Source organism: Curvivirga sp. (genome assembly GCF_965219885.1).
GTDB lineage: Bacteria > Pseudomonadota > Alphaproteobacteria > UBA8366 > Aestuariispiraceae > Curvivirga.
Window position 1 is genome coordinate 463409 of sequence record NZ_CBDCOT010000008.1, and the last position, 14521, is coordinate 477929.

Genomic DNA, 14521 nt, shown 5'->3' on the forward strand with positions numbered 1-14521 from the left:
GAAACGGCCGCATATTGCGGCCGTTTCCTTACATCCATAAATATAAATATTAAGTCCACGTTGCTGCAATCACATTTTGTGCATCATCGTGATCTGAATTGCTTTCAATCGTATCATTAGTGATTTGATCCACGGTAAAGCTAGACATCGCATCTACAAGAGATTGCACATTTGATGCCGTTAAAACAGATCCGTCAGAAACTTCAAATTGATCAATAGCTTGATAATTCACACTAGAGTTATCAAACCAATCAGAAATGGTCAGCTGATCATCCGTGCCTAATATCTGTGCGATTAGATCATCTCCATCTTGACGGAACCAGATATCCGCTTCGTCAATGTCAGTCCCGAAAACGATTTTATCAGTTGAGCTTGCCGCATTCACATCATCATTGTCGATAATGTCGTGATCATCTCCCTTGGAGAACTGATAGATATCGTCCCCTGTACCACCAGATAACAGATCATTACCTGCGCCACCGGCTATTTGATCATTGAAATCGCTTCCAACTAAAACATCATCGCCTGAACTTCCATCAATATGAATAAAGTTGCCATCAGCACCCAAGATACGGGTAACAACTTGCTGATCCGTACCTGAGGCATTTTCAGAATAACGCATCGCAACAACCAGTCGACCATCATCCAACAGATCTGCGCCAGTTACACGTTGATCATAGATAGTAGTTTCATTGACTTGCAATGGGTCACCCATAGTCGCCATATTACTATCAAAACGTTGAACAAAGACACCTTGGCCATCGCCATCCAAATCTCCGTCAGAACTGTAGATCACGAAGAAACCGCCATCATCTGTTGCGACAATCAAACCGTCATTTTGATTATCGGCAAGATGATCTGGTGTTAAGTCAAAGTTGCTACCGATCTTTGCGCCACTACTATCATATAGCTGCCCAATCATGTCACGATCTGTTGCTGTGCTACTATTACTAAAGAAACTAACAATGAAACGGCCGTCCGATAGAACAGTAACATCTCTCATTACCTGATTATCATCCGTTGCATCATTCACCAATTGCGTCGCTGTCAACGCAACACCTGATGCATCAAATATACGGATATAAGCCCCATGCCCGGAACCATCCGTTCCCGAATTATGCCATCCAAAGACAATATTACCATTGGCAAGTTCTGCTACACGCGCAGAACCACTATCACCGGCAATAACTTCATTGACGATAATTTCTGACGAAACTGAAGTACCATCTGCGTTAAAGATTCTTGCTCGCATCCCGTCGGATCCATCGCTATCATCATAGTGATCTTTCCACAGCACTACATATCCACCAGATGAAAGGGCAACGACTTCACTTTGTACTTGTGGTGAAGAGTTTCCTTCACTTCCAGAAACAATTTGTTCCGTGCCGAGTTTATTACCTTGCGCATCAAAACGCTGGCTATAAATATGACTTACATTTGAATTATAACTGGCCTGCCATGTTATAACAAAACTTCCATCAGAAAGTGTTGTTACAGATGGGTCCATTTCCTTTTGTGAAGTTGTGGAATTCACCGATAGAACAGTAGATGTAGCTTCCCCATTTCTGTCAAATATCTGTGCGACAACACCCGTATCACTGCCATCAGCAACCGTATCCCATACCAGGACATAACCACCATTATCCAGAGCAGACACTACAGGTGTCACTCGGTCAGAACTTGTAATGCTATCAACAATTTCTTCTGTACCATCAGAAACAAAAACACTAATAACACCTTCCTGACTTACAGCCCCAAATTCATCAACGGCTCTAACCACAAAGCTGTCATACCCAGAGAAAGAATTAGGTGTATAAGTATATGTGCCATCACTGTTAAATATAAGGGTTCCATTCGTCGGTCCGCTGACCAATTCAAAGGTAAAGTTATCCCCTTCGATATCATAAGCAGACACAAAATGACTTACGGATTGGGCGGTGTTTAATTTAATCTCACCATCACTCACAATCGGTGCGTCATTCACTGGGGTTACTGTCAAATCTAAGCCACCAGAAACCGTATCAGTGCCATCACTCACGTCATAACTAATGGAAACATCACCATTATAGTTTTCTGCAGGCGTAATGATCCAAGTTCCGTCCCCGTTATCAACAACGATCGCATCTGAACCAGAAACTACGAGATTGGAGATATTTAATGCATCACCGTCAACATCTATGGCATTTGCAAGTAATTCTGCCGATGTCACCGTAATCGCTGTATCTTCATCAGTTTCCAGTGAAACAGGTGCTGTGATAATTGGAGCATTATTGACGTCATTCAATTCAACAATTGTTCCATCCCCAAAACGAAGTTCTTCTACGTTGGAAATTATATCAGTACCCTCGTCTCCATCTTCGCTATTAGTATCTTCGATTATTAAGGAACCATCTGCATTTTTGGTAAAATTAAAGTCAGTAATGGCGCCATCATAAACTGCAACATCGTCACCTGCACCACCATCGATGATATCGTCACCAGCTTGGCCTTTCAGAAGATCGTCACCAAGATTTCCGGCCATATTATCATGCCCAATATCACCTTCTAAGACATCATTGCCATTTGTCCCGTCAAGCAAAAGATTAGAAGAGAAAATCTTTTGCTTAATATCAAATGTTCCATCGGCACTAACGGAACTCCAAGTCAAGACATAGCTACCATCTGTAGTAACCGTAACATCGGGATACATTTGGGTTCCAACAGTAATATCATTTACTAAAAACTCACCTCCTATAGCATTACCTGATGTATCATATAATTGTGCATAAACACCATTTCCATCGCCATCTTGACCACTTGAATGCCAAGTCACAATAAAGCTACCATCCTTAAAACTAGAAACGCGTGTATATTGTTGGTCTCCAGCTGATGTTGTATTCACACGAAATTCATTACCTAATTTGTTATTCGATGAATCAAAGCGTTGGCCATAAATTCCATATGCACTTCCATCTTGGTATTTTGACCGCCAAACAATAACATATTCACCATTATCTAGAAGAGCGATATCACTATCCGACTGGGTATCCGAAGTATATGTATTCACGAGAATTTCAGGTGTAACGGCATTACCATCTGCGTCATATTTCTTGTGATATACACCATGCATAGAACCATCTTGATTTCTTGAACGCCATACTAGAATATATCCGCCATCTTCAGTAGCAATCCCCCCTTCTGGCGTTTGGTGTAAGGCCTCATAGTCATTCACCGTGAAATGATCACTTACAACATCACCTGTTATATCTAATAATTCCCCAGATGGATGAACAGGCTCTCCTGAATCATTAAATCTCTGAGCATAAACACCGGAAATATCACTGTCAGCGTTATTATCATTCCACGTTGCGATAAAACCACCTTCTGACAACGGCACAATATTCAAATATTGCTGAATATTTGATGTACTGAAAGCATTTATCATGAACTCATCAACAACAATCTGCCCTTCTGCATCATAAATTTTAGCAAAAACATCCAAGGAACCGCCATTCTGTTCAGAGGACGTCCATCCTACTACGTAGTTCCCATTGGCAAGCGTCTTTACAGTAGCATTATACTGATTTTGGCTGGTGACAGAATTAACCAGTTGCTCTAAGCCTTTCGGATTTCCATATGCATCATAACGTTGCATATATATTTCATGACTATTTCCATCAGCTTCTTCAGATTGCCAAACGATAACATAATCACCATTAGACAATGGAGCTATTTTACTTCTCAACTGATCGTTTAATGTTAAAGAATTCACCAATTCTTCAGAGCGCGGGGTGTTGGAATCAATCGAGATTTGCATAATCGATGTATTTGATAATCCATGTTCATCTGTTACTTGATAGGTAAAACTATCCTCTCCTTTATATCCACTAGCAGCCTGATAGGAATAGGTTCCATCAGCATTTATTGTAACGGCACCACCGTTTTCTGTTGTAAAACTGGCACCTTCAACAACAGTCACACCTGTTTCATCAATACCAGAAAAAGTCAGATTATCTCCGTCAACATCATGACCATGCAGCTTCCAACTTGCAGCTTCACTACCATTTAGAACAATCTTACCGCCTTCAGCTGTTGGTGCATCATTCACAGGCGTTACTGTCAGATCCAATGCCCTAACCACAGTTTCCGTGCCATCGCTCACATCATAACTGATAGAGATATCACCATTATAATCAAGCGCAGGCGTAATGGTCCAAGTGCCATCCCCATTATCGACAATAGTTGCATCAGAACTAGCGACAACTAGGTTACTGACAGATAATGCATCACCTTCAACATCTGTGGCATTAGCCAAAAGTTCTGCCGATGTCACTGTGACGGATGTATCTTCATTAGTTGTGGCGGAGATCGGACCAGAGATAACAGGTGCATCATTCACAGGCGTAACAGTTAGATCAAGAGAGCCTGCAACTGTATCCGTGCCATCACTAACATCATAACTGATAGAGATATCACCATTATAATCAGTGGCAGGCGTAATGGTCCAAGTCCCATCCCCATTATCAACAATTGTTGCATCAGAACCAGAAACAACAAGGTTACTAACAGATAATGTATCACCTTCAACATCTGTTGCATTGGCAAGTAACTCTACTGTGGTTACCGTAATCGATACATCTTCATCCGTGCTTAACTCAACAGGGCCAGAGATAATCGGGAAGTCATTCAATCCAACAATCTTATGATAGATACCACCTTGATCTCCATCTTGACCTGCTGACTCCCAAGTCACAACAAGACGACCATCTTCCAATGTGGAGATTTCTGGTAAGGTTTGATCATTAACGGTGACATCATTAACACGTAAAACACTGCTTCGCGCAGTCCCATCACCGTTAAAGAGTTGTACATAGATATCACTATCACTCTCACCTGATGCAACACCGGACCAAACAGCTGCAAAGCCACCATCTTCAATCGCTGTTAAACGAGGCTTATGCCATGCCCCATCACTGTCGGGAATAAGCTCGAAAGCTTGTCCTTGTAACGCACCATTTGCATCAAAGCGATGTGCATAAAGACTTGGCGTTCCTTCGCCAGTCAATTGGCCTTCAACAACTGCGATAAAACCACCATCTGTTAAAGCAACAACATCCATATTCGCAATGGCATTGTTACTATCACCAGAAAAATCACCATTCAAAGAAGTTGTGAATGCTGTCTCCCCTGTAAGGGCTGTCCCATCTGTATTAAAAACACGTATTAAAGATTCAAATTCACCACTGGCATCGCTGCCCCAACCAACAACAAATCCACCTGTTGCAAGAGAGGTCACATTCACCCGGTTCTGGTTTGCAGACGTGGTTTGGGCAATCGCAGTTTCCCCACCAAGTTTCGTACCATCAGCACTATAACGTTGCATATAAATGTCGAATTTACTGCTTTGTGCGTCCTCGCCATTCAACCAGACAACCACGTAACTGCCATCATCTAAAACTGTAACATCACCAGGTACCTGATTATAAATCGTGGTTTCATTCACCTGCACATCCTGCGCATCAAGTGCTTGCCCTGACGCATCAAATCTGCGGGTAAATACGCCAAACCCAGAACCATCCAGGTCGCCATGATTACCATAAGTAATCACAAAACCACCATCACTGGTCGCGTCAATCCCCATATATTCATCACGGTTCACGCGATAAACATTTAGAAGAGTTTCCCCTCCTACTTTATCTCCATTTGCATCATATACTTGGAAATATCCGTCAGTATCATTCACACCATCCGCATCTGATGTCCACGCAATCACGTAACCACCCCCGACAAGCTCTGTGACTTTAGGGCGTATCTGACGGTTTAGCGTTGTGCTATTAACTTGCTCTTCATCATGCGCATTTAACTGACCAAGAACCGTGAGGTCCAATGAGCCGGCAACTGTATCTGTTCCATCACTTACATCATAACTGATAGAGATATCACCATTATAATCAAGCGCCGGCGTAATGGTCCAAGTGCCATCCCCATTATCAACAATTGTTGCATCAGAACCAACGACAACAAGGTTACTCACAGATAATGCGTCGCCTTCAACATCTGAGGCATTAGCCAAAAGTTGTGCCGATGTCACTGTGATAGATGTATCTTCATTAGTTGTGGCGGAGATCGAACCAGAGATAACAGGTGCATCATTCACAGGCGTAACAGTTAGATCAAGAGAGCCTGCAACTGTATCCGTGCCATCACTCACATCATAACTGATAGAGATATCACCATTATAATTTTCTGTAGGTGTTATGGTCCAAGTCCCATCCCCATTATCAACGATAGTCGCATCAGAACCAGCGACAACAAGATTATCTACAGATAATGTATCGCCCTCAACATCTGTCGTATTAGCAAGTAATTCTGCTGTTGTAACCGTAATCGATACATCTTCATCCGTGCTTAATTCAACAGGACCAGAGACAATCGGGAAGTCATTCAACCCAACGATCTTGTGATGAATATTCCCTTCGCTACCATCGCCTTGATCTGATACCCAAGTTACCACAAGGCGTCCATCTTCCAATGTAGAAATTACTGGTGCCGTTTGATCCCCAACCGTAATGTCATTAACACGTAGTCGGGTACTTGTTGCTTCTCCAGAGGCATTAAAAATTTGTACATAAATATCAAGGTCAGATGCACCATCCATATCGCCTTGCCAAACCAAAGCGTAACCGCCATCTGACGTTCTTGTGAGGCTTGGCTTACTTGACGTGGAATTAGCATATAGAAGTTCCAGAGGTGTTTGGGCTACACCGTTAGCATCATAATGTTGCACATAGACACCTTGATCTCCACTCACATCACCAGCAACGGCAACAACAAAGCCACCATCAGGCAAACTCAATATGGAACTATCGGTGAAAACGCCATTTATTGGTGCCGTATATTCAATTTCTGGTGTTAACGCTGTACCATCATCAGAGAATATCATTAAAGAATTATGACCTGTCTCGTGAGTGTTCCAGGCGACCACATATCCACCATTTGCTAGTGCTGTCGCGGATAAACGATGTTGCGTTCCTTCTTTGCCAAAAAGAAGCGTCTCACCCCCAACAGGATCACCATTCACATCATAACGTTGCCCATAAAGATCCCATGCAGTTGTATTTTGGTCACGTGAATGCCACACGATAACATAACCACCACTTTCCAAGTTAACTGGAGTTGGGTCATTTTGATCCCAATATGTATAAGTATTTACCAATTCTTCTGTAGAATCTTGAGCAACACCTTGTGCATCAAAGCTCCGTTTAAAGACACCCCATCCACTTCCATCAGGAGCTTGATTAACAGACATCCATGTAACTTCAAAACCTCCATCAGGTAAAGCTGTAACATCAGCATGTACTTGATCATTATTCTGATAATTACTTAAGAGAAATTCTGATCCTATGGCTTGGCCATTCGCATCATATACCCGGCCATAAACATCACTATCACCAGAAGCATCAGATTCCCAAGTAACAACATATCCTCCTCCGACAAGAGAAGTGATATCGGGTTTTTGTTGATGTCCTGCAATCAGATTACTATTTACAATATCTTCATCATGCGCATTCAACTGGCCAAGAACGGTTAAATCCAAACTACCCGCAACTGTGTCCGTCCCATCACTTACATCATAACTGATAGAGATATCACCATTATAATCAAGCGCCGGCGTAATGGTCCAAGTGCCATCCCCATTATCAACAATTGTTGCATCAGAACCAACGACAACAAGGTTACTCACAGATAATGCGTCGCCTTCAACATCTGAGGCATTAGCCAAAAGTTGTGCCGATGTCACTGTGATAGATGTATCTTCATTAGTTGTGGCGGAGATCGAACCAGAGATAACAGGTGCATCATTCACAGGCGTAACAGTTAGATCAAGAGAGCCTGCAACTGTATCCGTGCCATCACTCACATCATAACTGATAGAGATATCACCATTATAATTTTCTGTAGGTGTTATGGTCCAAGTCCCATCCCCATTATCAACGATAGTCGCATCAGAACCAGCGACAACAAGATTATCTACAGATAATGTATCGCCCTCAACATCTGTCGTATTAGCAAGTAATTCTGCTGTTGTAACCGTAATCGATACATCTTCATCCGTGCTTAATTCAACAGGACCAGAGACAATCGGGAAGTCATTCAACCCAACGATCTTGTGATGAATATTCCCTTCGCTACCATCGCCTTGATCTGATACCCAAGTTACCACAAGGCGTCCATCTTCCAATGTAGAAATTACTGGTGCCGTTTGATCCCCAACCGTAATGTCATTAACACGTAGTCGGGTACTTGTTGCTTCTCCAGAGGCATTAAAAATTTGTACATAAATATCAAGGTCAGATGCACCATCCATATCGCCTTGCCAAACCAAAGCGTAACCGCCATCTGACGTTCTTGTGAGGCTTGGCTTACTTGACGTGGAATTAGCATATAGAAGTTCCAGAGGTGTTTGGGCTACACCGTTAGCATCATAATGTTGCACATAGACACCTTGATCTCCACTCACATCACCAGCAACGGCAACAACAAAGCCACCATCAGGCAAACTCAATATGGAACTATCGGTGAAAACGCCATTTATTGGTGCCGTATATTCAATTTCTGGTGTTAACGCTGTACCATCATCAGAGAATATCATTAAAGAATTATGACCTGTCTCGTGAGTGTTCCAGGCGACCACATATCCACCATTTGCTAGTGCTGTCGCGGATAAACGATGTTGCGTTCCTTCTTTGCCAAAAAGAAGCGTCTCACCCCCAACAGGATCACCATTCACATCATAACGTTGCCCATAAAGATCCCATGCAGTTGTATTTTGGTCACGTGAATGCCACACGATAACATAACCACCACTTTCCAAGTTAACTGGAGTTGGGTCATTTTGATCCCAATATGTATAAGTATTTACCAATTCTTCTGTAGAATCTTGAGCAACACCTTGTGCATCAAAGCTCCGTTTAAAGACACCCCATCCACTTCCATCAGGAGCTTGATTAACAGACATCCATGTAACTTCAAAACCTCCATCAGGTAAAGCTGTAACATCAGCATGTACTTGATCATTATTCTGATAATTACTTAAGAGAAATTCTGATCCTATGGCTTGGCCATTCGCATCATATACCCGGCCATAAACATCACTATCACCAGAAGCATCAGATTCCCAAGTAACAACATATCCTCCTCCGACAAGAGAAGTGATATCGGGTTTTTGTTGATGTCCTGCAATCAGATTACTATTTACAATATCTTCATCATGCGCATTCAACTGGCCAAGAACGGTTAAATCCAAACTACCCGCAACTGTGTCCGTCCCATCACTTACATCATAACTGATAGAGATATCACCATTATAATCAAGCGCCGGCGTAATGGTCCAAGTGCCATCCCCATTATCAACAATTGTTGCATCAGAACCAACGACAACAAGGTTACTCACAGATAATGCGTCGCCTTCAACATCTGAGGCATTAGCCAAAAGTTGTGCCGATGTCACTGTGATAGATGTATCTTCATTAGTTGTGGCGGAGATCGAACCAGAGATAACAGGTGCATCATTCACAGGCGTAACAGTTAGATCAAGAGAGCCTGCAACTGTATCCGTGCCATCACTCACATCATAACTGATAGAGATATCACCATTATAATCAGTGGCAGGCGTAATCGTCCAAGTCCCATCCCCATTATCAACGATAGTAGCATCAGAACCAGCGACAACAAGATTATCTACAGATAAAGCATCGCCTTCAACATCTGTGGCATTGGCAAGTAATTCTGCTGTCGTGACCGTAATCGAAGTATCTTCATCCGTGCTTAACTCAACAGGGCCAGAGATAATCGGAAAGTCATTCAATCCAACAATCTTATGATAAATACCTCCCTGATCTCCATCTTGTCCTGCTGACTCCCAAGTCACAACAAGTCGACCATCTTCCAATGTGGAGATTTCTGGTAAGGTTTGATCATTAACGGTGACATCATTAACACGTAAAACACTGCTTCGCGCAGTCCCATCGCCGTTAAAGAGTTGTACATAGATATCACTATCACTCTCACCTGATGCAACACCAGACCAAACAGCTGCAAAGCCACCATCTTCAATCGCTGTTAAACGAGGCTTATGCCAAGCCCCATCACTGTCGGGAATAAGCTCGAAGGCTTGTCCTTGTAATGCACCATTTGCATCAAAGCGATGCGCATAAAGACTTGGGGTTCCTTCACCAGTCAATTGTCCTTCAACAACTGCGATAAAACCACCATCGCTTAAAGCAACCACATCCATATTCGCAATGACATTGTTACTATCACCAGAAAAATCACCATTCAAAGAAGTTGTGAATGCTGTCTCTCCTGTAAGGGCGGTCCCATCTGTATTAAAAACACGTATTAAAGATTCAAATTCACCACTGGCATCGCTGCCCCAACCAACAACAAACCCACCTGTCGCAAGAGAGGTCACATTCACCCGGTTCTGGTTTGCAGACGTGGTTTGGGCAATCGCAGTTTCCCCACCAAGTTTCGTGCCATCAGAACTATAACGTTGCATATAAATGTCGAATTTACTGCTTTGTGCGTCCTCGCCATTCAACCAGACAACCACGTAACTGCCATCATCTAAAACTGTAACATCACCAGGTACCTGATTATAAATCGTGGTTTCATTCACCTGCACATCCTGCGCATCAAGTGCTTGCCCTGACGCATCAAATCTGCGGGTAAATACGCCAAACCCAGAACCATCCAGGTCGCCATGATTACCATAAGTAATCACAAAACCACCATCACTGGTCGCGTCAATCCCCATATATTCATCACGGTTCACGCGATAAACATTCAGGAGTGTCTCCCCTCCGACTTTATCTCCATTTGCATCATATACTTGGAAATATCCATCAGTATCATTCACACCATCCGCATCTGATGTCCACGCAATCACGTAACCACCCCCGACAAGCTCTGTGACTTTAGGGCGTATCTGACGGTTTAGCGTTGTGCTATTAACTTGCTCTTCATCATGCGCATTTAGCTGGCCAAGAACAGTGAGATCCAAACTACCTGTAACTGTGTCCGCCCCATCACTGACATCATAACTGATTGAGATGTCGCCATTATAATCAAGCGCGGGCGTGATTGTCCAAGTGCCATCCCCATTATCGACAATAGTTGCATCTGAACCAGAGACAACAAGGTTGCTGACAGATAATGCATCACCTTCAACATCTGTGGCGTTAGCCAAAAGTTCTGCCGATGTCACTGTGATGGATGTATCCTCATCGGTTGTGGCGGAGATCGGACCAGAGATAACAGGTGCATCATTCACAGGCGTAACAGTTAGATCAAGAGAGCCTGCAACTGTATCCGTGCCATCACTAACATCATAACTGATAGAGATATCACCATTATAATTTTCTGTAGGTGTAATCGTCCAAGTGCCATCACCATTATCAGCGATAGTCGCATCAGAACCAGAAACCACTAGATTACTAACAGATAATGTATCACCATCAATATCCGACGCATTTGCCAATAATTCTGCTTGCGTAACTGTTATCGCAACATCTTCATCTGTTGAGGCTGTCACGGGTCCCGAATTAATAGGTGTATAATTATCACGGCCATCCAGAGCAATATCATGATCTGCAAATATAATTTGCTCAATATTGGTTAATGTATCCGTACCATCATCACCATTACTTGGGTCAATATCTTGGAGTGTATAGGTTCCATCGCCGTTGTTGGTAAGTTGATAACCATCAATGGTGCCATCATAGGCAGCGATGTCGGTCCCATCACCCCCATCCAGATTATCAGCACCCGCACCACCTTTAAGTAGATCATTTCCTGCATTACCATTGATTGCATCATCACCTGTACCACCAGTCAGGATGTCATTTCCTTCCACCCCATCAATCTGGTGACTACTGAAAAAGACATCTTCACCAATAATTCTATGGCGTACTTCTTGTGACCCATCCGCATTCATATGGCGCCACACGACCGCGATACGTCCATCGTCAAGAACAGTTACATCCGTTGCTCCTTGAAATTCAGCATGATCCATATTGATCTGGATTTCGTCACCAATAGGCTGCCCATTTGCTGAGAAAACACGTCCGTAAACTTCGTAATCACCATCTTCATCACTGATCCAGACAGCAACAAATCCACCCGAAGATAATTCAGCAAGCTCAATACCTTGTTGCGAACCTGAAAGCGTTTCATGAACTGGAATAGCATCGCCTGTGGCATTGCCTGATGCATCATAATGACGGATGAAAGAATCTCTTTGCGTTGTCGCGGTATCTTCAAATCCGGCAATCACATAACTGCCATCTTGAAGTGCCAAGATATTACGGACATAAGCCGGACCAGTAGACGATTGGTCTACCTGCTCAGCAGCCCCCATGCTGCCATTACTCTGCAAACGACGTGAATAAACATGGTTTCCGTTTGCTTCATCCGACGTCCAGGAGAAAATAATATCGCCATTGCTCAACTCAGCTGCTTTTGGTTGCTGCTGAGTGCCGCTTGTGTTCGAAGCAATAGAGATTTGGGACCCAACAGCTGTTCCAGTACTATCATATCTTTGTGCAAAAACATCATAACCTGTATTCATCCAAGTAATGATATATCCACCATCTGATAATGCTTCTGATGAGGAATGAAGCGCATTTGAAGAAACTGTATTTTCAGAACCAATCTTATTCCCCGAAAAATCAAACTTTTGTGTCTTAACCTGAAAGACGTTCGATTGATCCATCGACTGCCAGACCGCAATATACCCATCATCAATCAATCTTAGTTCTGGCCGGAAAATATCCGATGTGGAATGAGTTGTATTGGCGACGATTTGCCCGCCTGTTGCATTGCCATCAACGTCATAATGCTGCAATCTCAAACTATAATTACCAGCCGTTTCTTCAATGCCGGTCCATAAAATCGTATAGCCACCATCTGGTAGATTAAGGATGCTGGTTTGCACACGGCTATCGCCATCCCCAACATAAACCTCACCAGTATCCGAAGTATTAGCAATATTTATTGAAACAGAAGCTTCAGATACGCCACCATGTTCATCCGTCACACGATATGTAAAGCTATCCGTACCCACAAAGCCTTCTGGATCGTAACTGTAAGTACCATCACTATTTAAGGTGACGGTGCCATTAGCTGGACCAGATGCAAGTTCAAAAGTCAAATTGTCACCGTCTACATCATGGGCTGAGAAATAATGACTTACAGTTTGAGCAGATGGAAGGTTAATCACACTATCTGATAATTCAGGTGCATTATTAATCCCTGTGTCGAAGATTTTGGTAACAACGTCATAGTTTGCACCATCACTCAAAGCCTCAGTTTGCCAGGTAAAGACAAGTCGACCATCAGATAGAACATCCACGACAGAGCCCGCCTGATTATGTTCAGTTAATCCAGGAACAAGAAACTCATCTCCCATTTTAAGACCGGCACTATCAAAACGTTGCGCATAAATCCCGCGTACTGAACCATCCTGACCATCATTCGTTGTCCAAGATACAACAAAGCCACCATCCGGCAGACCAACAACAGAAGAACGACGCTGACTGTAGATATTATCCTCATTAGCAGTCATAACACCGCCTACAGCATTACCGTTTTGATCATAACGTTGAACAAGAATATCCCATTTACCACCAGCTGCTTCCTCACTGCTCCACGAGACAACAAAACCACCGTCAGTAAGAGAAGCAACTCTGGCTTCCCCTTGCCCACCAGCTGTATCAGTATTTACAACAAACTCTGAACCAACCTCATTTCCAGAAGCATCAAAGCGTTGACCATATACTTCAATATTCGACGTATTAATGGCTAATGTAGACCAAATAACGACAACACCACCATCTGTAGTCTCGGTGATAGATGTTTCATAAGTACCGTCATTTGTTAGACCGCTATCAATTGTAAATTGTGATCCACTCGTGGTGCCATCAGCGCTATAACGTTGACCATATATGCTATTGGTATCTGACCATGTAACCATAAAGCCACCATCAGACAAACTGGTAATATCCGTATAACGTTGATCGTCTGAAGTTGTAGTATTAACGAGAAACTCACTACCCAGTGCAGTACCATCCGCTGCAAAACGACGGGCATAAATATCAAAATTACCACTATGATCAGAGGACCAACTAACAACAATTTCACCATTTTCCAAACTGGAGACCATAACATTACGCTGGTCCCCAACGGTTGTTTCATTCACACGAAACTCAGTTCCAACTTTACTACCTGATGCATCATAAATCTGGGCGTAGCCTCCCCAACCCGAACCATCTTGATCTTGGCTCCACCAAACAACTACATAACCACCATTCTCCAGTGTAGTAATATCTGGATTAAGCTGCTGACCAGATTGATATACGTTAACTTCTGTTTCACTTGGTATAGTGTCAGACATGACTTCCCCCAAAAAGATAATTACTTGTACATAATTCAACTAATAAGGAAAGTGAGGTAGTTTGCGAATGAGTTCAAGAAATAAAAC

1 protein-coding gene is annotated in these 14521 nt (G+C 42.9%); it reads right to left on the minus strand.

Translation table 11 applies throughout. From position 1 onward, the window contains the following. Positions 1 to 49: 49 nt before the first annotated feature. Complete coding sequence (locus tag ACOQOA_RS04785) at positions 50 to 14434, minus strand: cadherin-like domain-containing protein (protein ID WP_420547509.1); 14385 nt, start codon at positions 14432 to 14434, stop codon at positions 50 to 52. Positions 14435 to 14521: the final 87 nt, after the last annotated feature.